Raw genomic sequence first — 25,313 nt, 5'->3', positions numbered from 1 at the left:
CGCGATTCGCTTCCGGAAGCGAAGGTACAGAAGTGCGCCGGGGTGCGCAAAGCCGCAAAGGGGCCCGCAGAATGGGTATCTAATGGAGTAGCGACATGGAACGAATCGATTCAGTTCATTTCCGGTTCCACCGAACGTCGGAACGTTCCTGTCCTCCGTTGTGCGCAAAGCCGCCCGGAAAGCCGGTCTCGGCGGCGGTTGTGAAGGTTGTCACAATTTGTCCCGCCGATTTCTGGGTACCGCACTTCGAATACGGTGCAGCACCGGGCATCCGACGTCCATGATCCGCCATGGCGGGGCCGAATTCAAGATCCGGTCACCTGGGCGCAAGAAAATAGGCGCGGCGGCGCGGGGGTTTTTGCGGGGGGGGCGCCGTCAATCGGGTGAGCGCCGTCCGCGAATGGCCGGTACGGGCCATTCGCGGACGGCAGGAGCGCTTATTGTGGAATGGCGAGCAGCGCGGTGTCGACGACCTGGGAGAGCATCTCCTTGTCGCGGCAGACCGCACTCATCACGCGCAGGCCCTGGATCATCGTCACCAGGAAGTTCGACACCGCGGGGATGTCGGTTTCCGGTGGCAGCTCGCCCATGCTGCGGGCCAGGTGCAGGGTGCCGTAGAAGGAGTCCTGCAGGGCCGCGATCGCGTCGCGGACGATCCGGCTGGTCGCCTCGTCGTGCGGCAGCCGCTCGGTGATCGCCATGACCAGCAGGCAGCCGGGCCTGCCCGGCTCCTTGAGCGCGTCGTCGATCCGGCCCAGCAGCAGGTCGCGCACCACCTGGCGGATCGGCACCCGCTGCATCAGCGACGTGCGGGTGGCGTCGGTCGTCAGCCGCACGTACCGCTGCAGCGCGTGTTCGTAGAGGCCGTGCTTGCTGCCGAACGCGGCGTAGAGCGAGCCGCGCCCGAGCCCGGTCGCCTCGGCGAGGTCCTGGATCGAGGTGGCTTCGTAACCCTGGCGCCAGAAGATCTCCATGGCCTTCTGGACCACCTCGTCGGTGTCGAACTCGCGGACGCGGGGCATGGCACCCAGTTTAAAGATCCTGGAACGACCAGTCAACAACCGGGGGTTGTATCTGGACTGAATGATCAACAATGGCTGGTCTTCTGACCTGGATTTCTGGCGTTTGACCAGGACGTTCGAACATCATCGTCGCGGATACGCGCCCTGGTTGTTTACTGAGCGATCCAGATTTGCTACCGTGGGATGTGGCCGCCGGATGCGGTCCGTGCGCGGCCGGTCCCGGTGCGCACCCGCGCCGTCACCGGCAGCGAAGAACACGCAGGAGAACAAGCAGCCGAGCGAAGGAGGAGTTTCCGTCATGCCCCACGTGCAGCGCCGGTCGTCCGTGAGCGACGAGCTGGCCTGGCAGATCGTCCGCGCGGCCGACGAGGCCGCGAAGGCCACCGACAAGCGGTTCGCCATCGCCGTGGTGGACGAGGGCGGCAATCTCAAGGCGTTCCTGCGGCAGGACGGCGCGAAGCTCAACGCCGTGCAGGTCGCGCAGGACAAGGCCTACACCGCGGCGTCCTCGGCGATGCCGACGCAGAAATGGTCCGAGGTGCTGGAGGCCGACCCGGTCCTGCGGACCGGCGCGCCCACCGCGATCGACCGCCTGGTCAGCATGGGCGGTGGCCTGCCGATCGTGATCGACGGCGAGCTCGTCGGCGCCGTCGGCGTTTCCGGCGCCCACTGGACCGACGACGTCAAGATCGCCGAGGCGGGCCTGGCGGTCCTCGACGCGAAGTCCTGATCGCTCGCCGAGACCTCCGGGAGTCACGATGCCCATCGCCCTGTTCGTGCTCGGGCTGACGGTGTTCAGCCTGGGCACGACCGAGTTCATGATCGCCGGCCTGCTGCCGGAACTGTCCGGCGCGTTCGGCGTTTCGCTGCCGCAGGCCGGGCTGCTCATCTCGCTGTTCGCGCTCGGCGTCGTCATCGGCGCGCCGCTGATCACCGCGGCGACCACGAAGGTGCCGCGGAAGACGGCACTCATCGCGCTGCTCGTGGTGTTCGTGGCAGGCGAGGTGCTCGCCGCGTTCGCGCCGACCTTCGGCGTGCTCATGGCCGCCCGCGTGGTCACCGCCGTCGCGCACGGGTCGTTCTTCGGCATCGGCGCGGTGGTCGCGGCCAACCTGGTCGAGCCGGGCAAGCGGGCCCGGGCCATCGCGATCATGTTCGGCGGCCTGACCATCGCCACCATCGCCGGGGTCCCGCTCGGCACGTTCATCGGCCAGCACTTCGGCTGGCGCGCGACGTTCCTCGCCGTGGCCGTCCTCGGCGTGATCGACCTCGTCGGCGTCATCGCGCTGGTCCCGCACCAGCCGCGCGCCGGCCACCTGGGGATCCGCCACGAGCTGGCGGCGTTCCGCAACCCCAAGGTCTGGCTGGCTCTGGGCACGACCATGCTCAGCCAGGCCGCGCTCTACACCGCCTACACCTACATCGCGCCGCTGCTGACCGACGTCACCGGCTTCTCGGCGGGCGCGGTGCCGCCGCTGCTGGCGCTGTTCGGGATCGGGACGTTCCTCGGCAGCGTGTTCGGCGGGCGGCTGGCCGACCGGTCCCTGATGGGCACGCTGTGCGCGGGCCTGCTCCTGCTCGCGGTGATGCTCGGCGCGTTCTCCCTTGCCGCGCACAGCAAGCCGGCCATGGTCGTGACGCTGTTCCTGTTCGGCATCGGCAGCTTCCTGATCAACCCGGCTCTGCAGACGCGCGTGATGAACGAGACCGAAGGCGCGCCGACGCTGGCGAGCACCAGCAACATCTCGGCGTTCAACGTCGGCAACGCGCTCGGCCCCTGGCTCGGCGGCCTCGGCATCAGCGCCGGTGCCGGGCTGCTCTCGCCGAGCTGGATCGGCGCCGGGCTGGCCGTGGCCTCGCTGCTCGTCGCGCTGGCCGCGGTGGGCATGGACCGCCGGGGAAACGGCACCGGGAAGGAGGTGGACCACGATGCCGGTCGTGCACGTGAACTGGTGGAAGGGGGCCGGTGAGGCCGAACGCCGCCAGCTCGTGGAAGAGGTCACGGGCACCGTTTCGCGGCTCGCGAAGTGCCCCGAAGCCGCGGTGACGGTGATCGTCACCGACGTCGAAAAGGACCACTGGGGTCTGGGCGGCAAGCTCGCCGCGGACCTCTGAGCCGAGAGGCCGGGACAGCGTCGTCCCGGCCTCTCTTCGCCGGGAGGAGTCATGATCGTCATCGGCCCGGACGACCCGCGCTACGCGGACTTCACGGCCGGGATCAACCAGCGCTACACCGCGAAACCGGGGTCCGTGCACCTGCCGCGGACCACCGCCGAGGTCGCCTCGGTCGTCTCCGCCGCCGGACGGCACCTGTCGGTCCGCAGCGGCGGCCACTGCTTCGAGGATTTCGTCCACCACGAGGGGGTGGACGAAATCCTCGACCTCAGCGCACTGTCCGATGTGGACTTCATCGACGGGGTCTACTCCGTCGGGGCGGGGGCGCGCCTGCACGACGTCTACGAAAAGCTGTACCGCGGCTGGGGTGTCACGATCCCGGGCGGGATCTGCTACTCGGTCGGCGCGGGCGGCCACATCACCGGCGGTGGCTACGGCCTGCTGTCGCGGCGCGACGGCCTGACCGTCGACCACCTGTCCGGCGTCGAGGTCGTGCTCGCCGACGGCCGGACCGTCGTCGTCACGCGCGATTCGACCGGCGCCGAGGCCGACCTGTTCTGGGCGCACACCGGCGGCGGGGGCGGCTCGTTCGGCGTGGTGACGCGGTTCCTGTTCGAGGCGCCGCTGGTCACTCCGCCGTCGGAGGTGCTCGTGGCCGCAATGTCGGTGCCGTGGGCGGACCTCGACGAGGGCGCGTTCGCCCGGCTGCTCGGCGGGTACGCGCGCTGGCACCACGACCACCGCGCGCCGGACGCGCCGGGCAGGGCGCTGTCGAGCCTGCTCATGCTGAACCACCGCTGCAACGGAACGGTCGGCCTGGTGGCACAGATCGACGCGGCCGCACCGCACGCGCAGCGCGTCCTCGACGAGTACCTGTCGACGGTCCTCGGGGATCTCGCGGTCCGCGACTTCGCCGCGGCGGGCGAGTTCGGCCCGATGCCGGGCCTGTCCCGCCCGCGGCGGCTGCCGTGGCTGCGGGCGACCCGGTTCCTGGGCACGAACACCCCGGTGCTCAACGACCCGACGCTGCGCGCGGAGCACAAGTCGGCCTACGTCCGCGGCACGCTGCCGGAGTCCCAGCTGCGGACGGCGTACGAGTTCCTGACCCGCCCGGACGTCACCAACCCGAACACGATGCTGGTGGCGTTCTCCTACGGCGGCGCGATCGCGGCGGTCGACCCGGCCGCGACGGCGGTGGCCCAGCGCGACAGCACGTTCAAGCTGCTGTATCAGGCGTTCTGGTCCACAGTGGACGCGGACGCGGCGAACATCGCGTGGGTGCGGGAGTTCTACCGCGCGATGTACGCGGAGACGGGCGGGGTCCCGGTGCCGGGCGAGGTCGTCGACGGCTGCTACGTCAACTACCCGGACGCGGACCTGTCCGACCCGATGTGGAACACCTCGGGCGTGCCGTGGCACGGCCTGTACTTCAAGGACAACTACGCGCGCCTGCAGCGGGCGAAGTCGGCCTGGGACCCGGGCGAGGTCTTCCGGCACCGCCAGTCGGTCCGCCCGGCCTGAGTCCGCATGACGTGAATGACTCATTCATGTCGCCAGACGACATGAATGAGTCATTCACGTCACCGCGGGCCGAACCACCTCGTGAGGGCGGCCGTCGCGTGGTCCGCGTCCTGGCCGGACCACGCGACGTAGCCGTCCGGGCGCAGCAGGATCGCCGGGGCGCCCAGGTCCTCCTCGTGCGCCACCGCGTCGACCGCGTCCTTCCAGCGTGCCGCCACGTCGGTCAGGTCGTGCGTGCCCGGGCCGAGCAGCAGCACCGGGCGGCCCGGGGGCAGCAGCTGCGCCACCGACTGCTCGCCGACCGGGAGGTTCGGCAGGAACGTGCCGTCCAGGCCGGGGCCGTCGCCGTAGCGCACGCCCTGTGCGCTGATCCGGTCGCTGAGCAGCCGGTTTCCGTCCGGGGTGGACAGCAGGTCCGCGACCAGCGCGCGCAGCGGCTCGAACTCCGGGCCCGGCCGCATCAGCGCCGCCTGGGCGCGGGTGTTCTCGATGACCGCCTCGGCCACCGGGTGCCGTTCCGCGTGGTAGGTGTCCAGCAGCGTCTCCGGTGCGGTGCCCGCCACCACCATCGCGAGCTTCCAGCCGAGGTTGACCGCGTCCTGCAGGCCGAGGTTGAGGCCCTGCCCGCCGAGCGGCGCGTGCACGTGGGCCGCGTCGCCCGCCAGCAGGAGCCTGCCGCGGCGGTAGGTGTCGGCCAGCCGGGTGAAGTCGCTGAACCGCCCGAGGAACACCGGATCGGCCATCGGCACGTCGTGGCCGAGGATGCGGGACGCGGCCGCACGCAGGTCCTCGAGCGTCACCGGGGCGCCGCGCTCGGGCAGCGGCTCGGTGAACTCGTGGGTGAGGATCCGGCTGTGCCCGGCCGGGTTGACGTTGATCAGCGTCCAGCCGGTCGGCCCGTGCGTCCAGCCGCCGGGCACCCGCGCCGGGTCGCCCAGCCGCGCGAGGCCCAGGATGCCCGCGAACGTCGCCGGGTGCGTCGTCCCGGTGATCCCGGCCGCTTCCCGGACGGTGCTGCGGGCGCCGTCGCAGCCGACGACGTACGCGGCGGTCAGCTCGCCGTGGTCGGTGGTGACCGTGACGTGGCTGCCGTCGTCACGCACGCCGGTGATCCGGTGGCCGCGCAGGATCTCGACGCCGCGGGCGCGCGCCTGCGCCTCGAAGAACCGCTCGATGTCCGACTGGGCCTGGCCGATCATCGGCGCGCCCTCGATCGCGGGCGATTCCAGCGTCAGCACCGGGCGGCCGCCGAAGTGGAACGGGACCTCGACGACGGCGTGCGGGTCACGCGGCCGCGGCGGCGCGGGGAGATAACCGCGGCGCAGCAACGACTGCGCGGTGCGCGCGTGCAGCGTGCCCGCGCGGGGTTCGTCGTGGGTCTCGGTCAGTTTCTCGACGACGGTGGTGGGAACCCCCTGACGGCCGAGTTCGGCGGCCAGCAGCATGCCGACCGGCCCGCCGCCGGCGACGATCACTCCGCGCATCTTCCCTCCCATGCTCCGAGCCCGAAAGGTACGACGTCGTACTATCCGTCATTGTAGAGTACGAGGATGGAGCGTGACTTCGTCGACGACGTGCTGGACCAGTGGCGCGCGCAGCGCCCGGACCTCGATCCGGCCCCGCTGTCGGTGCTGGCCCGGCTGACGCGCATCGCGCGGCGGGTCACCCGGCGCCTCGACGACACGCTCAAGGAGTACGGCCTCCTGCACGTCGACCTGGACATCCTCGCCACACTGCGGCGCGCGGGGGAGCCGTACGAGCTGACGCTGGCCGAGATCGCCCGCTGGATGCTGGCCGGCAACAGCACGATGACCAGCAGGCTCGACCGCCTGGTCGCGGCCGGCCTGGTCGACCGGCGCCAGAACCCGGCCAACCGCCGCACCGCGCTGATCCGCCTCACCCCGCGGGGCCTGGCGCTGGCCGACGAGGCGTTCACGGCCGAGCTGGCGGCACAGGAGGACATGGTGCGGGGGCTGAGCGAGCCGGACCGGCGGGAGCTGGCCTGCCTGCTGCGGCGGCTGTGCCGGTCGATGGGGGAGATCCCGGACTGAAGGTCACCAGGTCGGGTGTGCGGTGACTCCGCCGTCGACGACCAGGTCGTGGCCGGTGATCCAGGACGCCAGCGGCGAGGCGAGGAACACGCACGCGTTGGCGACGTCGGCCGGGGTGCCCAGCCGGCCCAGCGGTGCCGCGCTGCGCCAGCGTGCCACACCCTCCGGCCAGTCGTCCTCCAGGCCGGGACGGGAAATCAGCCCCGGCGACACCGTGTTGACGCGGATGGCCCGCGGCCCGTACTCCAGCGCCGCGCCTCGGGCGTGCATCACCAGTGCTGCCTTGGCCGCGCTGTAGTGGACGTGCCCCTGCGCCGGCTGGCGGGCCTCGATCGAGGCGATGTGCATGACGCTGCCGCCGTCGCGCATCAGGCGAGCCGCGGCCTGGGTGCAGGAGAACGCGCTCGTCAGCGTGGCGTCCAGCATCTCGCGCCAGCGGTCCGCCGTCAGGTCCGCGAGTGCCTCGACCGGCTGGATGCCCGCGTTGTTCACCAGCGCGTCGAGCCTGCCGCCCCAGTCCGCCGCCTCCGCCAGCAGGGCGTGACACGCGGCGTCGTCGGTGAGGTCGGCGGCGAACGCGCGGGCCCGGCCGCCCGCGGCTTCGATCGCCGCGACGACGTCGTCCGCCGCGCCCGGCCGCCGGTGGTGCACCGCCACCGCGCTGCCCGCCTCGGCGAACCGCAGCGCGATCCCGCGGCCGATCGTGCCGGACGCGCCGGTGACGCACGTGGTCGTGCCGGACAGGTCGGGCAGGCTCATCGGCCGATCGTAGATCCGCGCCGTAGATCCGCGCCCGCGATCCGTCGTACCTTGTGGGGCATGGCCAAGACGCAGAAGTTCGCCGAACTGCTCCAAGCGCAGATCCGCCACGAGTTCACCGCCGCCCAGCAGTACCTCGCGCTGGCCGTCTGGTTCGACGCCCGCGACCTGCCGCGACTGGCCAAGCGCTTCTACCGGCAGGCGCTCGAGGAGCGCAACCACGCGCTGGCGATGGTGCGCTACCTGCTCGACCGCGACCAGCCGGTGACGATCCCCGGCACCGGGGACGTCCGGAACGACTTTTCGAGCGTGCACGAAGCGATCGAGCTGGCCTTGACACAGGAACGGACGGTCACCGCCGAAATCGAGGAGATGGCCAAGGCCGCGCGGGCCGAGGAGGACTACCTCGGCGAGCAGTTCGTGCACTGGTTCCTCAAGGAGCAGGTGGAGGAGGTCGCCCAGATGTCGACGCTGCTCACGGTCGTCGAGCGGGCGGGCGGCAACCTGTTCGAGGTCGAGAACCACCTGTACCGCGAGTCGGCCACCGAGGTCGAGGACGCCCCGGACATGCCGCCGGTGGCGGGCGGCAAGCTCTGAGCGCCGCCCGGCCACCGGCCGGCCTCGTCACCACTTCTTGCAGGCGGTCCCCAGGATCTGCTGGTTGTCGACGCGCTTGATCTGCCCGCAGCTCTTGATGCCGACGCCGTGCGCGTAGGTGGCGTTGACGGTGAACTTGTGCAGGCAGCTGCTGCCGGTGCTGCTGCCGCCGCAGATCATCGTGTACGTCTTGGTCGGCGAGGTCGTCGCCGAGTAGATGAACTCGTACTGCGCCGGGCCCTGCGGTTCCGGGATGCCGTGCACGGTGGCCTTGTCGACGTGGTAGCCGCTGCCGAAGAGCACCATCTCGACGTTCCCGCCGGTGACGACGGTGTCGGCCGACGCCGCCGGCGCGAGCACGGCCGAGGCGGCCGCGACCGCGGCGAAGACGCCGAAGGTCCTGATGAGTTTCACGATGCCTCCCAGAAAACTTTCCACCCAGTGTTGTGCCAGTGGGTTATTTCCCGCTGGTGGCAGCGCAGCCTAGGGGTGCGCTCTTGATCTTGTCAATCCGGCGGGGCGGAGCCGCCGAAGCTCGCGCGCTGATCGGGGTGCGTCCACAAAGGACAGTTGCCGCCGCGCTGGGTGACCGTGTCGTCATCGACCGTTGTCAGTTTCCCGTGCGTGGGTTTAAGCTGTTGCCACGCAAGGAATGTTATCGCTAACAGCGCAGCGAAAGTTTCGGAAACCGTCGAATGCGTCACCCCGGCGGCGAAAGTTTCGCCCGTGCCCGGCTCGCCTTTTCCCCCTGGTACCAGGAGGTTTCGTGAAACTCGGCATCCGGCATTTGGTGGCCACCGCAGCGGTGGTTCTGGCCACGCTTCTGAACACCCCGGCGGCGGACGCCGCCCTTCCCGGCAGCTTCCGGTGGAGTTCCAGCGGGGTCCTGATCAGCCCGAAGTCCGACGCGACACACAACATCGCCGGCATCAAGGACCCGACGGTCGTCTACTCCGGCGGCAAATACCACGTCTTCGCCAGCACCGCGAACGCGTCCGGCTACAACCTCGTCTACCTCAGCTTCTCCGACTGGTCGCAGGCCGCCTCGGCGCCCCAGTACTACCTGGACAGGTCCGCGATCGGCACCGGTTACCGGGCCGCGCCGCAGGTCTTCTACTTCGCACCGCAGGGAAAGTGGTACCTCGTCTACCAGAACGGCAACGCCGCCTACTCCACCAACAGCGACATTGCGAATCCGAACGGCTGGAGTGCGCCGAAGAACTTCTACGGTTCGATGCCCGACATCATCCGGCAGAACATCGGCAACGGCTACTGGGTCGACATGTGGGTCATCTGCGACTCGGCCAACTGCTACCTGTTCTCCTCCGACGACAACGGCCACCTGTACCGCTCGCAGACAACCGTGGCGAACTTCCCCAACGGCTTCGGCAACACCGTGATCGCGATGCGGGACTCGAACAAGAACAACCTGTTCGAAGCCAGCAACGTCTACAAGATCGCCGGCCAGAACCAGTACCTGCTGCTGGTCGAGGCGATCGGCAGCGGCGGGCGCCGCTACTTCCGGTCGTGGACGTCGCCGAGCCTCACCGGCACCTGGACCCCGCTGGCGGCCAGTGAAAGCAACCCCTTCGCCGGCGCCGCCAACGTCACCTTCCCTGCCGGCAAGTGGACGAACGACATCAGCCACGGCGAAATGCTCCGCTCGGGCAACGACCAGACCCTGCCGATCAACCCCTGCCGGCTGCAGTACCTCTACCAGGGCAAGAACCCCAGTGCGGGCGGCGACTACAACAGCCTGCCCTGGCGGCTCGGCCTGCTCACCCAGACCAACTCCAACTGCTGAGGAGGAGCACGGCGATGAAACGACTGCTGGCCGCCGCGGCGGCACTGGCCATCGCGCTCACCGGCTGGACCGGGGTCGCGAACGCGGAGTCGAACGGCGGCGTGCGGATCATGCCGCTGGGTGACTCGATCACCTACGGCACCGGTGTGCCCGGCGGGTACCGGATCGGCCTGTGGCAGCGCCTTGCCGCGGGCCGCTACACCAACGACTTCGTCGGCTCGCAGTTCAACGGGCCGTCGAGCCTGTGGGACCACGACCACGAAGGCCACCCCGGCTGGCGCATCGACCAGATCGACGCGAACATCACCGGCTGGCTGCGGACCTACAACCCGCGGTCGGTGCTGCTGCACATCGGCACCAACGACGTCCTGCAGAACTACAACGTCGCGGGCGCGCCGGGCCGGCTGTCCACGCTGCTCGACCACATCACCGCGACGGCGCCGGGTGCCGACGTCTTCGTCGCGCAGCTCATCCCGATCGGCTGGGCGAGCGGGGACGCCGCGGTGCGGACGTTCAACAACGCGCTGCCGGGCATCGTGCAGAGCAAGGTGAACGCGGGCAAGCGCGTGCACCTGGTCGACATGCACAGCGCGGTGAGCGCGGCCGACCTGCCCGACGGCGTCCACCCGAACGCCGCCGGGTACGACAAGATGGCGGCGGTCTGGTACAACGCCCTGCGTTCGGTCCCGGGCAGCATCGGCAATCCGCGTGCCGCGGTGGCCACCGAGGCACTCGCGGCCGCAACGCTCGGCTCGGCGGCCGCGGCCAAGGGCAGGACGTTCGGTGCCGCCGTCGCGAACGGCCACCTCGGCGAATCCGCGTACACCACGACGCTGGACCGTGAATTCACCGGCATCACCCCGGAAAACGAGATGAAGTGGGACGCGACCGAGCCGTCCCGCGGTTCGTTCCGCTTCGGCGCGGCCGACGCCATCGTGAGCCACGCCCAGGGCCACGGGCAGAAGGTCCGCGGCCACACCCTGGTGTGGCACGCCCAGCTGCCCGGCTGGGTGAGCGGCATCGGGTCCGGGTCCGAGCTGCTCGCCGCGATGCGCAACCACATCGCCGGCGTGGCCGGGCACTACCGCGGCAAGATCGCCTACTGGGACGTGGTCAACGAGGCGTTCAACGAGGACGGCACGCGCCGCCCGTCGGTGTTCCAGCAGCGCATCGGCAACAGCTACATCGAAGAGGCGTTCCGCGCCGCCCGCGCGGCCGACGGCTCGGCGAAGCTCTGCTACAACGACTACAACACCGACAACCAGAACGCCAAGAGCAACGGCGTCTACAACATGGTGCGCGACTTCAAGGCCCGCGGCGTGCCGATCGACTGCGTCGGCTTCCAGGCGCACCTCTCGGCCGGGCAGAACCTCTCGACGCTGCAGGCGAACCTGCAGCGGTTCGCCGCACTCGGCGTCGACGTGAACATCACCGAGCTGGACGTCGGCGGCTCGGGCAGCGCACAGGCGAACACCTACGGCCAGGTCGTCCGTGCCTGCCTTGCGGTGTCGCGCTGCACGAGCATCACCACGTGGGGCGTCACCGACAAGTACTCGTGGCGCAGCGGGAGCACCCCGCTGCTGTTCGACGGCAACTACGCCAGGAAGCCGGCCTACACCGCCGTGCTCCAGGCCTTCGGTGCGGCGTAAGGGAGTGACGCGATGAAACGCATGCTCGGTGTGCTCCTGGCCCTCGTGGTCATGGTCACCGGCCTGGCCTCGCCCGCCCACGCGGCGGCGCTGACCAGGGTGACGAACTTCGGGAACAACCCGACCAACCTGAACATGTACGTCTACGTCCCCGACCACGTCGCCGCGCGCCCGGCGTTGCTGGTGCTGGTGCACTACTGCGGCGGCTCGGCCAGCTCGATCTTCGGCTGGAACGGCCACGACTACGTCACCGCCGCCGACCGCTACGGGTACGTCATCGTGCTGCCGGAGGCGACCCGCAGCGAGAAGTGCTTCGACGTGTCGACGCCGAAGGCGTTGCGGCGCAACGGCGGCGGCGACTCGACCGGGATCATGTCGATGGTCGCCTACGCCAAGTCCCGCTACAACGTCGATCCGGCTCGTGTGGTCGTCAGCGGGTTCTCCTCCGGGGCGATGATGACGAACGTGCTGGCCGCCGAGTACCCGGACGTGTTCGCGGCGGGCTCGGCGTTCTCCGGCGTGCCCGCCGGGTGCTTCGCCACCACGAACGGCTCGCTGTGGAACAGCACCTGCTCGGGCGGGAAGTCCATCAAGACGGCGCAGCAGTGGGGCGACCTGGCCCGGTCGATGTATCCCGGCTACACCGGCCGCTACCCGCGGATGCAGCTGTGGCACGGCACCACCGACACCACGCTGGCGTACCCGAACTTCGGTGAAGAGATCAAGCAGTGGACCAACCTGAACGGGTTGGGCCAGACACCGGCCTACACCGACCACCCGCAGTCGTCGTGGACGCGCACGCGGTACGGCAACACCGGGACTCAGGCCACTGTGGAGGGTGTGAGCATCGCGGGCGTCGGGCATTCCCTGCCGATGACCGGCCAGCTGGCGTACGCGATTTCCTTCCTCGGCCTCGACCACTGAGTCTGCCGCGGCCGTGGGGGGGGGTTAGTATGTGGGTCTCCCCCCATACCCCCCAACCCCACCCGCGGCGGCCCGCCCCCACCCCGTCGTCCGCCGCGCCGGAGTGGTTTTTTATTGGGTGTTAGAACCCTAATTACCACTCACGACAAGCTGCGGCAGACCGCCTCAGTGGCAGAAGCTCACCTCCGGGTACCCCGGCCGGTCGAGGATCGGCCGGGGCTCGCCGCGCAGGTGCCGGTCGAAGAACGCCGTCACGTACGCGCGGGTGATCTCCTGGGTCCGCAGCGCGGTCGTCTTCGCGCCGTAGCCGACGCCGAATTCGTCGCCGACCAGGCCCACGTCGGTGAAGGACGCGTGCTGGGCGCCCTGCACCTCGGCCCAGCGCCGCCAGCCGGTCAGCTGCGCCCAGTCCCGTTCCCACGTCGAGTCCGTCTGCGCGCAGGCAGTCGCGCCGAGCTGGTGTCCCAGGAACATGAACGGCCGGGACAGCCCCGGCGGGGTCAGCGGGACGTGGGTCGTGCCGTCGATGTTCATCCCGGCCTGGATCCGGCTGTCGGCGACCATTGCCGGGATCGTGCTCGCGCCGCCGATGGAGTGCCCGGCCATCCCGATCCGTGAGCTGTCGATCAGCGGTGCCCACTTCGAGTGCGCCAGCGAGTCCAGCACGAACGACACGTCGGCGGCCCGGCCGAGTTCCAGCTTCTCCCCGAAACCGTCGTCGTGGGAGACCGCGCAGGAGGCGCACCCGGCGAAGTGCCCGTCCGGGAAGCTCTGGCCGGTGTTCTCGTAGGTGTGGCCGATCACCGCGACCACGTACCCGTGACTGGCCAGCTCCTCGGCCAGCGCGCTCAGCGTGGCACGGGGCTTGGTGTACCCCGGTGACAGCACGATCAGCGGCAGCCCGCGTCCGGCCGGACGGGCATCGGCCACCGAGTTCGTCACCATCGTGGTGAGCGTGTCGGGCGGCACGTCGAGGCCGCTGCGGTCCAGCAACGCGGCCGACTCCTCCGGAGTCACGTACTGCGTCTTCGGGCCCTTCGGCGAAGCAGCCGGGTAAAAGAGGGAGACCATCAGTTCCCGGTAGGGCACCGACGGCACCCACGGGTCCGGGCGCGAAGTGTCCTTCAGGTACACCTGCGTGCTGCCCACCGGCCGGTCCCCGGTCGGGGCGGGCAGGTACGGCGTCGACGTCCGGGCGAAGGCGACTTCCGGGTACTGCACGGACGGCTGGTCCAGCAGCGGCTGCGGGCGGCCGCGCAGGTGCCGGTCGAAGAACGCCCGGACGTACGCCGCGGTGATCGCCTGCCCGCGCACGGCCGGGGTGCTCGCGCCGAAGTCGAGGCCCAGCTGCTCGCCGACCAGGCCGATGTCGGTGAACGACGGATGAGCCATCCCGGCCACGGTGAGCCAGCGCTTCCAGCCGGTCAGCTGTTTCCAGTCGTCGTCCCACGTCTGGGATTCCTGGCCGGTGCCGGGCGCGTACAGGCTCTGACGGCCGAAGAACAGGAAGGGCCGGTCGAGGCCGGGGGCGAGCAGGGGGTCGTTCTGCGTGCCGTCGACGTCGATCCCGGCCTTGATCCGCGGGTCGGTCACCATGGCGTTGACCGTGCTCACGCCGCCGACGGAGTGCCCGGCCATGCCGATCCGGGAGGCGTCGAGCAGCGGCGCCCACTTCGACCGCGTCAGCGAGTCCAGCACGAACGACACGTCCTTCGCCCGGCCGCGCTGCAGCTTCTGCCAGAACTGCGGGTCATAGTTGCCACAGGCGGCGCAGCCGGTGACGTGGCCGTCCGGGAAGGTGGTGGCGACGTTCTCGTAGGTGTGGTCGACCAGGACGACCAGGTAGCCGTGGCTGGCCAGGTCTTCCGACAGCGAGGTCAGCTCGGCGCGCGGCCGCTTGAAGCCCGGCGACAGCACGACGGCGGGCAGGGCGCGCCCGGCGGGGCGGGCGTCGACGACGGCGTCGGTGCGGACGGTCGTCATCACCGACGGCGGGATGCCGGTGATGCCGGCTTCGTCGAAGACGGCCTTCGCCTCGGCCTCGGTCATGAACTGCTTCTTCGGGCCCGGCGACGGAACTGCCGGGTAGAACAGCGAGACCATCAGTTCCCGGTAGGGCACCGACGGCACCCACGGGTCGGGGCGCGAGGTGTCCTTGAGGTACACCGAAGTCGTGCCCACCGGCCGGTCGCCGGTCGGTTTCGCCAGGGTGAGCGCGGAGTCCGCCGAAGCGGGCGGCGCGGTCAGGGTGAGGGCCACCGCGGTGGCCAGCGCGAGAGTACGCATGATTCCCCCAGTCGGATTCGTCAGGACAGGTGGCGGACGCGGCGGAAGCAGAACCAGGTGAGCAGGGCCGTCATGGCGAGGTAGAGCGCCAGTTCGAGCCACTGCAGCGGCCAGAACCGCGAACCCGCGTGGTAGGTCAGGCGCTGCTGGTAGCCGTGGGTGCTCAGCTGGGCCAGGCAGGCTTCGGCGGCGCCGCGGCCGGGCGGAAGCGCTTCCCGCTCCGGCTTCGGCAGGCAGTTCTGGACGATGTCCGGCAGCGGGTAGACGACGTTCCCGGCCGGGTCGACGGTCTCGTTCGCCAGCACCCAGGCACCGGGCGGGTTCCGCACCCCGATCTCCAGGATCCGGCCGGACGGCCCCTCGGCGGTGATTTTCGTGATGTTCCGGCCGGCGATCGCGGCGGTCTCGGTCTGCGGCGGCAGCAGGTACGGCCGCACGAAGGACGGGACCAGCAGCAGCACGGCGGCGAGGACGACGAGCGTGACGGCCATCGCCGCCAGGGTTCGCCGCAGCAGCATCCCGATGGCCACGCCGAGAACCAGGGCGAAGGCCGCGTAGCCGATCGGGACGATGCCGCGGGCGCTGAACACCACCGGCGCCATGCGCGAGAGCATCCCGCGGTCGGTCTGTTGCGCGGAGAGCGCGTCGATCGGGCTCGCCCACCACGACACCGCCACGCTCAGCAGCCCGGCCGCCACCATCGCGGCGAGCACCCCGAAGCCGAGCTTGGTCGCGAGCCACCGCCTGCGCGTGACGGTCTGGTTCCACACCAGGCTGTGCGTGCCCGTCTCCAGCTCCCGCGTGATCATCGGGACGCCCCAGAAGACGCCGATCACCGCGGGCAGCAGGAACAACGTCAGGATGGTGCCGCCGAAGAGGAAGTCCTGGTCGGCGAAGCTCGTGCGGCCGGCCAGGTCCGGCCCGGTGATCGCGAGGACGACGGCGATCGCGGCCAGCCCGGCGAGCACGGACAGCGCGGGCGTGCGGAACTGGCGCCAGGTCAGCCAGGTCATCGGAGCACCTCCAGGGCAGGTCGTGCGGCGGCAGGGTTGCTCATGTACTCGAGGACGAGGTCCTCCAGGCCGAGCTGCCCGACCGTCCACACGGGATCGAGGATCGGCGCCTCGGTGCGGACGACGACGGTGGTCTGGCGATCGGTGTGTGTTGCGGAGACGACGTGCTGGTCCGCGGGCAGCGTGCCGACGTCGCGGCGCGGCCCGGACAGCCGGTGGTGCGTGGCGAGCAGGGTCTCGACCTCGCCGATCACCCGGACCTGCGAATCCACCAGCACGACGAGGTGGTCGCAGACCCGTTCCAGGTCGTTGACCAGGTGCGAGGACATCACGACCGACAGCTCGTGCTCGGCGACGGCCTCCATGAGATCCTGCAGGAACTCTCGGCGCGCCAAGGGATCCAGCGCGGCGACGGGCTCGTCGAGCAGCAGCAGCTCGGGCCGCTTGGCGAGGCCGACGGTCAGCGCGAGCTGGGCACGCTGGCCGCCGGAGAGCCTGCCCGCGTGCTGCTTCGGGTCCAGGCCCAGCCGTTCGATCCGCTTGGCGGCGAGCGCGTTGTCCCAGCCGGGGTTGAGGTGGGCGCCGAGCCGCAGGTGCTCCTCAATGGACAGTCCACTGTAGACGGGCGTGTTCTGCGCGACGTACCCGACCTTCGCCAGCTGCGCGGGGCCGCTGCCGGGCACGCCGCCGCACACCTCGATGGTGCCGGTGGTCGGTTCCAGGACGCCCGCGGCGATGTTGAGCAGCGTCGACTTGCCGGCGCCGTTGGGTCCGACGAGCCCGGTCACGTGCCCGGCCTCGATCTCCATCGTGCAGCCGGACAGCGCCCACTTGCGCCGGTACTTCTTGCCCAGTTCCCGGGCTCGCAGGACGGTCACGCTATGTCCTCTCTGGCGGAGTCGCGAAACGTGGACATCAGCAGGGCCTCGATGCTCTCTTCGTCGAGCCCGGCCCGGCGGGCCTTGCCCAGCCACCGGCGCAGCTCCTGCTGCAGCGGCCCGAGCACGGCGAACGAAGCGCCGTTCAGGGTCGCGGTCACGAAGGTGCCGACGCCGGGCCGGGCCGCGACGAGACCGTCGTGCTCCAGCTCGCGGTAGGCCTTCAGCACGGTGTTCGGGTTGATCGCGAGGCTCGCGACGACGTCCTTGACCTTCGGGAGCTGGTCTCCCTCGGAGAGCAGGCCGAGCCGCAGCGCGTGCCGCACCTGCTGGACCAGCTGCTGGTACGGCGACAGGCCGGACCTGGCGTCCAGGTGGAACTCGATCATCGGCAACTCCATTTATCTAGTTACCTAGCACTATAGCTATGGAGTGCCGGTCCGCGCCACCGGCTCGTGATCTTTTCCGGCTCCGCGGCCAACCTCGGTACCCCCTCACCCGTCTGGGGAGGCGAAGTGATCGTCTTCTTCCGAAAGGACCTTTCGTGCGTCGATTTCCTGGGGGAGGCATCGTGCGCGGCGTCGTCGCCGCGCTCGGTGTCTCGATGGCCGTCGTGGCGGCCCCCGCCGTGGCGTCCGCGGCACCGGCCTCCATCGACAGCGTGCCGGCGCCGCAGCTGAGCTGGGCGGACTGCGCCGACGGCTTCCAGTGCGCCAAGGCGCAGGTGCCGCTGGACTACGACCGGCCGTACGGCGCGAAGATCGACCTCGCGCTCATCAAGCTGCCCGCCGCCGATCCCGCGCACCGGATCGGCACCCTGTTCGTCAACTTCGGCGGCCCCGGCGCGTCCGGCCTGCAGCGGCTGCGGGAGCGCGGCAAGTGGCCGTGGCTGTTCTCCGACCAGCTGCGCGCGCGGTTCGACCTGGTCTCGTGGGACCCGCGGGGCATCGCCAACAGCACCGCCGTCCGGTGCTTCGACACCCTCGCCGAGCAGCAGTCCTTCTTCGCGTCGTTCCCGGAGATGCCCGGCGACCCGAGCGGGAACGCCGCCTTCTACGCCAAGTCGAAGGAGCTGGCCGACCGCTGCGCGGCGAAGGCGGGCCCGATCCTCGAGCACGTCTCGACCGCCAACACCGCCCGTGACCTGGAACTGCTGCGCCGCGCCGTCGGCGACCCGAAGCTGAACTACCACGGCATTTCCTACGGCACCCAGCTCGGCGCCACCTACGCGAACCTGTTCCCGAACCGGATCCGCGCGATGGTGTTCGACGGCACCATGGACTTCGCCGGCAACTCCACCGGCCAGAACGGCAACGGCAAGAGCGTCCCGCTGGACACCCGGCAGGACGTCGCGACCGGCATCGCGCAGACCTTCGAGCAGTTCCTGCGCCTGTGCACCGAAGCGGGCCCGAAGTGCGCGTTCTCCTCGGGCGACCCGAAGGCGAAGTGGGCGGCGCTCACCGCACGCGCGAAGCAGGCCCCGATCGTCAGCGACGGCGAGACGTGGACGTACTCGGGCATCATCAACGCGGCGGCCGACCTGTCCGACTCGCGGGGCTGGCCGGACATCGCCGCGCTGCTGCAGCGGCTCTACGACGCCCCGGCCACGCCCGCCCTGCGGACGGCCGCGGCCGCCGGTGAGCAGTACACCTCGAACCGGACCGAGGCGTTCAACGCCATCCAGTGCTCCGACAGCGACGTCCCGACCGACCCGGCGATCTACAGCCGCTACGCCGAGTCGGAGGACCAGCGGGTCCCGTACTTCGGCCGGATCGCGGTGCTGGACATGATGAGCTGCGCGTTCTGGCAGGCCAAGGACACCGACCGGTACACCGGGCCGTGGAACCGCCCGACGTCGGCGGAGATCCTCGTGCTGAACAACCGGTACGACCCGTCGACGCCGCTGCACGGCGCCCGGGACGGCGCCGCGGAACTGGCGCGCGCCCGGGTGTTCGTGACCGAGGGCTACGGGCACTCGTCGATGTACGTGCCGAGCACCTGCACCGAGCAGGTCAAGCGGGACTACCTGATCTCGGGGACCTTCCCCGCGGCGGGCAAGACCTGCGCGATCGACGCCAGCCCCTTCGCGGGCTGATCGGGGCGGGCCTCACCCGCTGCGGTGAGGCCCGCACCCACGAAGGCGTCCCGCGGGTGCTGCACCGACGCCAGGCTGAGGATGTCGCGGCCGAACAGTGCCTGTGTCAGCCACACCGCGAGGACGCGGATCTTGCGTTCCCAGGTCGGCACGGCCAGCACGTGGTAGCCGCGGTGCATCAGCCACGCCGGGAGCCCGGTGATCACCAGACGGCGGTACTGGAAGATCCCGCGGCCCAGCCCGAGCGTCGCGATGGCGCCGAGGCTGTGGTGGACGTACGGCTTCAGCTCCCGGCCGCGCAGCGTCGCAATGATGTTGCGCGCCAGGAGCTTTCCCTGCCGGTAGGCGTGCTGCGCGTTGGGCACGGTCCGCGTGCCCGGCACCGGCGAGGCGAGGTCGGGCACCGCGGCGTCGTCCCCGGCGGCCCACGCGTCGATCACGCCCTCGACCCGCAGATCCGGTCGCACGACCAGGTACCCGCGCTCGTCGACCGGGAGGTCGGTGTGCCGGCTGATGACCGGGTTGGCGCCGTTGCCCGCGGTCCAGACGATCAGTCCGGCGTCGAACTCCTCGCCGGTCGAGAGCACGACGTGGCCGTTCTCCGCCGACACCACCCGGGTGTCCAGGTGGACGTGCGCACCACGGCGTTCCAGTTCTCGCACGACCCAGCGGCCCGGCCGGTCGGTGACCTCGGGCAGGATCCGGCCCGACGCCTCGACGAGGTGGAACCGCAGCTCGTCCCGGTGCAGTTCGGGGTAGCGCTTGAGTAGCGCGGTGGCCAGCGACAGCAGCTCGCCGAAGCCCTCGACCCCCGAGAATCCGCCGCCGACGAAGGTGACGGTGAGCAGCTTCTGTCGCTGCGGGCCCGCGGGCAGCGCGGCGGCGCGGTCGAAGGCGGTGAGCAGCCGGTCCCGGATCGCGACGGCCTCTTCGACGTGCTTGAGGCCGATGGCCTGCTCGGCGATGCCGGGCACGGGCAGCGTCCGCGTGACCGCACCGGCAGTGACGGCGATCAGGTCGTAGCCGAGTTCGAAGGTCTCCCCGTCGGCCGGCTGCACGGTGACGACCCGGTGGGCGTGGTCGATGGCGGTGACCTTCCCGGCGACGATCCGGGTCCGGCGCAGGTGCCGCCGCAACGACACGGCGGCGTGCCGCGCCTCGACCGAACCGGCGACGACCTCGGGCAGGAACGGCTGGTACGTCAGGTAGGGCCGCGGGTCGACGAGGGTCACTTCGGCCTCACCGCGGCGCAGCTTCTTCTCCAGCTTCCAGGCGGCGTAGAAGCCCGCGTACCCACCGCCGACGATCAGGATCTGGCGCATTTCGTCCTCTTTTCTCGCTTCACCCCCTGGACGAGGTGGCGGCGGAGGACGTGACCGCGACGCGCGTCACAGCGTGCAGGTCACGGCGCGACCACGCCGTTTCCGCGGATCGCCGAACCGGGTGACCGGGCTCAGCGCACGGCCGCGGCGAGTTCCCGGTACTCGGCCAGTGGCAGCCTGCCGGGGTCCGGGGTCAGCACCTGCAGGGCCACGTGGTCCGCGCCGGCCTGGTGGTGCTCGTCGACGCGCTTGAGCACGGTCTCGACGTCACCCCAGGCGACGACCGCGTCCACCAGCCGGTCGCTGCCGCCGTCGGCGAGGTCCTCGTCGGTGAAGCCGAGCCGGCGCAGGGTGGCGGGATAACCCTGTTTGGTGAGGTAGAAGTCCAGTGCCTGGCGGGCGGTCGCGCGGGCGGTGGCCGGGTCGGCGTCCAGGACGACCTTCAGCTCCGGGGCGAGCAACGGCCCGTCCCCGAGCGCGGTGCGGGCGAAGTGGGTGTGCTCGGCGGTGACGAGAAACGGATGCGCACCGAGACTGCGTCCGGCGGCGAGCGCCAGCATCCGGGGGCCGTTCGCGGCCAGCACCCGGCTCCCGGCGGGTATGCCGAGCGCGTCCAGTTCGTCGAAGTACGCCACCATCCGCCGGTACGGAGACGACGCGCGCTGCGTCGCGTCACGCGGGCCGTTGCCGAGGCCCAGCAGCAGCCGTCCCGGGTGCCGCCCGGCGATTTCCCGGTGGCGGGCCGCGAGCGTGGCCGCCGGGTGTATCCAGATGTTGGCGATGCCGGTGGCCACCGTGATCCGCTCGGTCGCGTCGAGGATCGCGGCGGCCACGTCCATGATCGTGGGGCCGTTGCCCAGCCAGACCGTGCCGAAGCCGGAGTCGTCGAGTTCGGCCATCGCTTCGGGCAGGTGCGCGCCCGCCTGCACGAAGAGCTGCAGAGGGCTCCAGAGCCCGATCCGTCCGAGGTCCATGCGGCTCCTTTCCCGGGCGACCGTAGCGCCGCCCGGGCCGCCGGATCCACGGCCAATCCGCCGAAACTGGCCTGGCCTCAGAACCGCCCGCAGTTCCCGGTGCCGGCCTGTCCCTTGAAGACACTCTGCAGCCAGGCTGTGGCGTCGCCGGGTGCCGAGAGCATGCCCAGCGCGTGGGAGAAGAACGGCGTGAACGACACCAGCTCCTTCCACTGCACGGTGGCGCCGCGGCCGCACCAGTCCTTGGCCAGCTGCTTGCCCATCGCGGCCGGGATCACGTCGTCCAGCGGGCTCTGCTCGACCATGACCGGCATGGCGGGCCGGAGGGTGCCGATCCGGTTCTCGGCCACGATCGCGTCGAACGGCGGCTGGGACAGGAACGCCGCGACCGGCCGCCCGTCCTTGGTCAGCGCACTGGTCTGCTTGCCCATGAACCGGAACACCGCGTCCAGCGTGCACGTCTGCCGGGCTTCCAGGAACAGCTGGGCGCCTGCCGGGTTGGCCAGGTCCATCAGCCTCGCCTCCGGATAGGCCTGGTTGATGCCGATCAGCGCGTAGCCGAGGAAGGCGACGTACATGCCGCCGTCCAGCGACTTGGCCAGGCCGGCCTTGTCCGCGGGCGGCGCGCCCGCGTAGACGCCCTTGACGTCCAGGTCGGGTGCGTACGTGGCGGCGAGCTCGGCCGCTGCCGCCGCGGCGCTGCCGCCCTCGGAGTAGCCGGCGATGCCCACCGGGCCGTGCGCGGGCAGGCCGGTCCCGGGCAGCCGCTGCGCCGCGCGGAGCACGTCGAGCACGGTGTGGGCCTCCGACAGCCGGATCACGTACGGGTGCTCGCCGCTGCCCTCGACCCACGGTCCGATGTAGTCGGTCTGCGCCACGGCGAACCCGGCACCCAGCAGCGCGTCGACGAAACCGCCCTGGAATCCGGAAACCATGTCCGACGCGCCTTCGCCTGCGAGGGTTTTCGAGGGTGCGCACTGCGGTCCCATGCCGAAGGTGAATGGGGCATAGGCCACGATCGGCCGCTCACCGGGACCGTTCCACGGCGTGTTCGGCACGAAAACCGTGCCGCTGACGGCAACCTGCTTGTCCTTGTTGTCGCGGGACAGGTACAGGATCCTGGTGGCCTTCGAGCCATTGTGGACCGAGGGCTCGGACTTCAGGATATCGCCGTTCTGACCTGCGGGAAGTGGTGACGGCGGGGTGTAGATCGAGGTCGTCGCGGCACCGGCGGGCGACGCGATCCCGGCCGTGATCAGTACCGCGGTAATGGCGGCGGCCATGCCGCGCCGGAGGAATTGAGTCATTACGGAAACTCCGCATCGCTTCGGAGATGGTGATCAAAAGAAAATCGGGCTGTTCCGGTGCCGTCAAGGGGAAAATCGGAAATTGTCATTCCGGTGACGGCCGGGGGGTTCCCGGATTGTCAGGGCACGCCGCCTCCGCCGGGGTGGGTGAGGCCGCTTGACAGCGGGCCCCTGCGTCTCGCAGTATGCGAACAAGTGTTCGATGAGTGTTCTGGGTTCGCCTGTGGCTTCCTCACGCGGGTGTCTCCGGTACGAGTACGTGGTGCTGGAGGTGATCGGCGGTGGCGGTGCCGGAGGCGCTGGCCGGGCTCGCGGCGATCCCGGGCGTCCGCACGGCGGCGCAGCTGCGGGGCTCTGGTGAGCAGCTGACGGTGCTGCCTGCCCTGGCCCGCCTGCTCCCGGGCGGCGCCCTACGGCGCGGCAGCACGGTGGCCGTCCGTGGAGCGACGTCGTTGGTGCTGGCCCTGCTCGCGGCGGCAACCCGCGACGGCTGCTGGGCGGCGGTGACCGGCCTGCCGGAGCTGGGCCTGGCGGCGGCCGCGGAACTGGGCGTCGACCTGGGGCGCGTCGCGCTGGTACCCGACCCCGGCGCAGAGCTGGTGGCGGTGGCATCGGCCCTGGTGGACGGCTTCGACCTGGTGGTCCTCGGCGGCGGGCTGCCCCCGCAACCGGCCCGCCGCCTGGCCGGCCGCGTCCGCAACCGCGGCGCGGTCCTGCTGGTGGCGGGCCACTGGCCGGGAGCGGACCTCGAGTTGACCATCTCGGACGGCCGCTGGCACGGCCTCACCGGGGACGGCCACGGCCACCTGAGCTACCGCGAGGTGACGGCCATCAGCCACGGCCGAGGCCCGGCAGCCCGCCCGACCGCGGTGCCCTTGCGGCTACCGGGAAGGGGCGGCGCAGTCGAGACGGCAGGCTCCCCGCGGCGGCGGTTGGCCGGGGTGGCTGGGTGAGTGAGTGTGGTGGCTCGGTGTGTGCCGGTGTTGCTGCGGGTGGCGCGTCGAGGCGCCCGGCTCCCCCGGGGCGGCGGCTGGCCGGGGTGAGCGGGTGTGGTGGCCCACCCGTTGCCGAGTGTCGGTGGCAGCGGCCGAGGTGAGTGAGTGTGGTGGCTCGGTGCGCGCAGCGGCCGGGCGGCGTTACCGACGCAAGTGAACCGGACCCGGGCCCGGGCCCGGGTCCGGGTGCGAGAGTGCGGTCTGCCGCGGCTGGTCGTGAGTGGTAATGAGGGTTAGAACACTGTTATTCACTCACGACCGCGACCGCCGCGGCAGCTGGGCCGTCGCGTGAACGCCGTTGCGCCGCGGATGCTTGTGCTGTGGTGTCCGGACTGGCCGGTCGTCGCCGCCGGGGCTGCCGCTGGGACTCCGCCCACTTCTCCGGCCGCCGTCTTCTCCGGCAACCGGGTTGTTGCCTGCTCTGCCTCCGCGCGCCGGGGTGGTGTCCGGCGGGGGATGCGGCGGCGGGATGCCCAGTCGCGGTGTCCGGAACTCGTTGTGCACCCGCACGATCCCGGCCGCGATGCCCGGCTGTTCGAGCCCGTGGCCGCCGCCGTCGAAGCGCAGGCCGTCGGGGTTGAGGTGGTGCGGCCCGGGATCGTTGCCGTCCCCGCCGATGGGGCCGCCGCGTACTTCGGTGGTGAGGCCGGGCTTGCCGAGCTGCTCATCGACGAAGTCGCCGCCAAGGCCGGGGTCGAGAGCCAGGTCGGGGTTGCCGATGGGCTCTTCGCCGCGACTCTCGCCGCCCGTCGCTCGGCCATCGTTCCGCGCGGGGAGACCTCGGCGTTCCTCGCGCCGCTGTCCATTGCCGAGCTGAACCAGCCCGGCGACGACCGTGGTGACCTGGTCGATCTGCTCGACCGACTCGGCCTGCGCACCCTGGGCGCCTTTGCCGCGCTGGCCGAGCGGGACGTCGCCGGCCGGTTCCCGCGTGACGCGATCGCTGCCCACCGGCTGGCGCGCGGGCTGTCCGAACGTCCGCCGCTGCGCCGCGCCCTGCCGCCGGACCTCGCCGTCGCCGAAACCTTCGAAGAGCCGCTGACCAGGGTCGACGAAGCTGCGTTCGTCGCGAAAACCCTCGGCGAACGCTTCTTCGCCGCGCTCGCGAACCACGGCCTCGCCTGCACCCGGCTGGCCATCACCGCCGTCACCGAAGCCGGCGAAGAACGCGTGCGCGTCTGGCGCTGCGCCGAGCCGCTGACCGCGCGCTCGACGGCCGACCGCGTGCGCTGGCAGTGCGAAGGCTGGCTCACCGCCCGCGACCGGCCGACCGCCGGGATCGTCCGGCTGCGGCTGGACCCCGAAGAGGTCGTTGGCGGGCAGGCACTGCAGCTGCAGCTCGGCTCGCTGGGCCGCGACGCCGACGCCGCCGAACGCGCGGGCCGCGCCCTGGTGCGGATCCAGGGCCTGCTCGGCCCGGGCGCGGTGGTCACCCCGCTGCTCGACGGCGGCCGCGGCCCCGGCGAGCGCGTCCGGCTCGTCCCGTGGGGCGAACCTCGCCGCGCCACCACGGACGGCCAGCCGTGGCCCGGACGGCTGCCGGCGCCCTCCCCGACACTGGTGCCGCGCCACCCGGTCCCGGCGGCGGTGCTCGACGCGACGGGCACCGCGGTCCGCTGCACCGAACGCGGTGAGCTGAGCGACTCGCCGTCGACGGTCGCGATCGACGGCGGGCCGCCGCGGCGCGTCCTCGGCTCGGCGGGACCGTGGGTGGTCCACCACCGCGGCGAGCGTGTCCTGGCCCGGATCCAGGTGGTCCTGGCGGGCGAGCGGGAGGAACTCGCGCTGCTGCTCCAGGTGCCGGTCGGCGACAATCCACAATGGACGGTCGAGGGCTGGTACGACTAGTGCACCCGGGGGACAGCGCTTCCTCGATGTGGTGATGCGCCGTCACCCGCTGTCGCGCCGACCCGAAAGCGTGACGAGCCGCTACGCGCAGGTGCGGTTTTCCCGGGCGACGTCAGGCTTCCGGCCGATCGACGAGGCCGCCGGAGCACGCCT

Annotated in this window: 23 protein-coding genes; 12 read left to right on the top strand and 11 right to left on the bottom strand. The window is 71.0% G+C overall.

The features are described from left to right. Window positions 1–437 precede the first annotated feature (437 nt). Window positions 438–1,022 carry a TetR/AcrR family transcriptional regulator gene (locus ABJI51_RS40050; protein WP_348956393.1) on the bottom strand — a complete coding sequence of 195 codons (585 nt, stop codon included), beginning with the start codon at window positions 1,020–1,022 and terminating at the stop codon, window positions 438–440. Between the two features lie 298 nt (window positions 1,023–1,320). On the opposite strand from ABJI51_RS40050, the gene ABJI51_RS40045 reads away from it, so the two are divergent. Genes ABJI51_RS40045 through ABJI51_RS40030 form a run of 4 tightly spaced genes read left to right on the top strand, consistent with a single transcriptional unit; the run spans window position 1,321 to window position 4,658 of the window. Further along, window positions 1,321–1,752, top strand: coding sequence for a GlcG/HbpS family heme-binding protein (locus tag ABJI51_RS40045; RefSeq protein WP_348956392.1), 432 nt, complete (start codon window positions 1,321–1,323; stop codon window positions 1,750–1,752). Between the two features lie 28 nt (window positions 1,753–1,780). Then, a complete protein-coding gene (locus ABJI51_RS40040) occupies window positions 1,781–2,992 on the top strand; it encodes a Cmx/CmrA family chloramphenicol efflux MFS transporter (RefSeq protein ID WP_348956391.1) in 1,212 nt (403 codons plus the stop codon). Then, entirely contained in the window at window positions 2,952–3,137 is a 186-nt protein-coding gene (locus tag ABJI51_RS40035; RefSeq protein ID WP_348956390.1) for a tautomerase family protein, read from the top strand. Before ABJI51_RS40040 ends, ABJI51_RS40035 begins: the two co-directional genes overlap by 41 nt. Window positions 3,138–3,188: 51 nt before the next feature. Beyond that, window positions 3,189–4,658 carry an FAD-binding oxidoreductase gene (locus ABJI51_RS40030; RefSeq protein ID WP_348956389.1) on the top strand — a complete coding sequence of 490 codons (1,470 nt, stop codon included), beginning with the start codon at window positions 3,189–3,191 and terminating at the stop codon, window positions 4,656–4,658. A 59-nt stretch (window positions 4,659–4,717) separates the two neighbouring features. Here ABJI51_RS40030 and ABJI51_RS40025 read toward each other — a convergent pair whose 3' ends face one another. Then, complete coding sequence (locus ABJI51_RS40025; RefSeq protein WP_348956388.1) at window positions 4,718–6,142, bottom strand: FAD-dependent monooxygenase; 1,425 nt, start codon at window positions 6,140–6,142, stop codon at window positions 4,718–4,720. Between the two features lie 66 nt (window positions 6,143–6,208). Here ABJI51_RS40025 and ABJI51_RS40020 point away from each other — a divergent pair, with 66 nt between their 5' ends. Further along, window positions 6,209–6,709 (top strand): MarR family winged helix-turn-helix transcriptional regulator, encoded by a 501-nt coding sequence (locus ABJI51_RS40020; protein WP_348956387.1) that lies wholly within the window; start codon window positions 6,209–6,211, stop codon window positions 6,707–6,709. 3 nt (window positions 6,710–6,712) lie between these two features. Here the strand turns inward: ABJI51_RS40020 and ABJI51_RS40015 are convergent, their stop codons facing one another. After that, on the bottom strand, window positions 6,713–7,468 hold the full coding sequence (locus ABJI51_RS40015; RefSeq protein ID WP_348956386.1) for an SDR family NAD(P)-dependent oxidoreductase: 756 nt from the start codon (window positions 7,466–7,468) through the stop codon (window positions 6,713–6,715). Window positions 7,469–7,528: 60 nt separating this feature from the next. Here ABJI51_RS40015 and ABJI51_RS40010 point away from each other — a divergent pair, with 60 nt between their 5' ends. After that, window positions 7,529–8,065, top strand: a complete 537-nt coding sequence (locus ABJI51_RS40010; protein WP_348956385.1) for a ferritin — start codon at window positions 7,529–7,531, stop codon at window positions 8,063–8,065. Window positions 8,066–8,092: 27 nt separating this feature from the next. Here the strand turns inward: ABJI51_RS40010 and ABJI51_RS40005 are convergent, their stop codons facing one another. After that, window positions 8,093–8,479 (bottom strand): hypothetical protein, encoded by a 387-nt coding sequence (locus ABJI51_RS40005; protein WP_348956384.1) that lies wholly within the window; start codon window positions 8,477–8,479, stop codon window positions 8,093–8,095. Window positions 8,480–8,831: 352 nt separating this feature from the next. Here ABJI51_RS40005 and ABJI51_RS40000 point away from each other — a divergent pair, with 352 nt between their 5' ends. The 3 genes from ABJI51_RS40000 to ABJI51_RS39990 are packed head-to-tail and all read left to right on the top strand — an operon-like array spanning window position 8,832 to window position 12,442. After that, complete coding sequence (locus ABJI51_RS40000; protein WP_348956383.1) at window positions 8,832–9,869, top strand: glycoside hydrolase family 62 protein; 1,038 nt, start codon at window positions 8,832–8,834, stop codon at window positions 9,867–9,869. A 14-nt stretch (window positions 9,870–9,883) separates the two neighbouring features. Further along, entirely contained in the window at window positions 9,884–11,518 is a 1,635-nt protein-coding gene (locus ABJI51_RS39995; protein WP_348956382.1) for an endo-1,4-beta-xylanase, read from the top strand. A 12-nt stretch (window positions 11,519–11,530) separates the two neighbouring features. After that, window positions 11,531–12,442: an extracellular catalytic domain type 1 short-chain-length polyhydroxyalkanoate depolymerase gene (locus ABJI51_RS39990; protein ID WP_348956381.1), complete on the top strand. Its 912-nt coding sequence runs from the start codon at window positions 11,531–11,533 to the stop codon at window positions 12,440–12,442. Between the two features lie 165 nt (window positions 12,443–12,607). On the opposite strand, the gene ABJI51_RS39985 is transcribed toward ABJI51_RS39990, so the two are convergent. Genes ABJI51_RS39985 through ABJI51_RS39970 form a run of 4 tightly spaced genes read right to left on the bottom strand, consistent with a single transcriptional unit; the run spans window position 12,608 to window position 17,008 of the window. After that, on the bottom strand, window positions 12,608–14,728 hold the full coding sequence (locus ABJI51_RS39985) for an alpha/beta hydrolase family protein (protein ID WP_348956380.1): 2,121 nt from the start codon (window positions 14,726–14,728) through the stop codon (window positions 12,608–12,610). A 20-nt stretch (window positions 14,729–14,748) separates the two neighbouring features. Further along, the gene (locus ABJI51_RS39980; RefSeq protein WP_348956379.1) at window positions 14,749–15,741 is read right to left on the bottom strand and encodes a transporter; all 993 of its coding nucleotides are present in this window, start codon (window positions 15,739–15,741) and stop codon (window positions 14,749–14,751) included. Then, window positions 15,738–16,619 carry an ABC transporter ATP-binding protein gene (locus ABJI51_RS39975; RefSeq protein WP_348956378.1) on the bottom strand — a complete coding sequence of 294 codons (882 nt, stop codon included), beginning with the start codon at window positions 16,617–16,619 and terminating at the stop codon, window positions 15,738–15,740. The genes ABJI51_RS39980 and ABJI51_RS39975 overlap by 4 nt, the downstream gene beginning before the upstream one ends. After that, window positions 16,616–17,008 (bottom strand): GntR family transcriptional regulator, encoded by a 393-nt coding sequence (locus ABJI51_RS39970; protein WP_348956377.1) that lies wholly within the window; start codon window positions 17,006–17,008, stop codon window positions 16,616–16,618. The genes ABJI51_RS39975 and ABJI51_RS39970 overlap by 4 nt, the downstream gene beginning before the upstream one ends. 182 nt (window positions 17,009–17,190) lie before the next feature. Here ABJI51_RS39970 and ABJI51_RS39965 point away from each other — a divergent pair, with 182 nt between their 5' ends. Continuing rightward, on the top strand, window positions 17,191–18,714 hold the full coding sequence (locus ABJI51_RS39965; RefSeq protein WP_348956376.1) for an alpha/beta hydrolase: 1,524 nt from the start codon (window positions 17,191–17,193) through the stop codon (window positions 18,712–18,714). Here ABJI51_RS39965 and ABJI51_RS39960 read toward each other — a convergent pair. From ABJI51_RS39960 to ABJI51_RS39950, 3 genes are all read right to left on the bottom strand, one after another. Further along, window positions 18,642–20,036, bottom strand: a complete 1,395-nt coding sequence (locus ABJI51_RS39960) for an NAD(P)/FAD-dependent oxidoreductase (protein WP_348956375.1) — start codon at window positions 20,034–20,036, stop codon at window positions 18,642–18,644. The two genes, ABJI51_RS39965 and ABJI51_RS39960, sit on opposite strands and share 73 nt — an antisense overlap. A gap of 131 nt (window positions 20,037–20,167) precedes the next feature. Then, window positions 20,168–21,010 (bottom strand): TIGR03620 family F420-dependent LLM class oxidoreductase, encoded by an 843-nt coding sequence (locus tag ABJI51_RS39955; RefSeq protein ID WP_348956374.1) that lies wholly within the window; start codon window positions 21,008–21,010, stop codon window positions 20,168–20,170. A gap of 77 nt (window positions 21,011–21,087) precedes the next feature. Further along, the gene (locus ABJI51_RS39950) at window positions 21,088–22,317 is read right to left on the bottom strand and encodes a lipase family protein (protein ID WP_348956373.1); all 1,230 of its coding nucleotides are present in this window, start codon (window positions 22,315–22,317) and stop codon (window positions 21,088–21,090) included. A gap of 281 nt (window positions 22,318–22,598) precedes the next feature. On the opposite strand from ABJI51_RS39950, the gene ABJI51_RS39945 reads away from it, so the two are divergent. Both ABJI51_RS39945 and ABJI51_RS39940 read left to right on the top strand, forming a co-directional pair. Further along, window positions 22,599–23,270, top strand: a complete 672-nt coding sequence (locus ABJI51_RS39945) for a hypothetical protein (protein ID WP_348956372.1) — start codon at window positions 22,599–22,601, stop codon at window positions 23,268–23,270. A gap of 351 nt (window positions 23,271–23,621) precedes the next feature. After that, entirely contained in the window at window positions 23,622–25,160 is a 1,539-nt protein-coding gene (locus ABJI51_RS39940) for a DNA polymerase Y family protein (RefSeq protein ID WP_348956443.1), read from the top strand. Window positions 25,161–25,313 lie beyond the last annotated feature (153 nt).

Origin of the sequence: Amycolatopsis melonis (assembly GCF_040064235.1) — a bacterium.
In the GTDB taxonomy this organism is placed as follows: Bacteria; Actinomycetota; Actinomycetes; order Mycobacteriales; family Pseudonocardiaceae; genus Amycolatopsis; species Amycolatopsis melonis.
The sequence above is the reverse complement of the archived record's forward strand: the minus strand, read 5'-3'. Positions and strand labels throughout refer to the sequence as shown.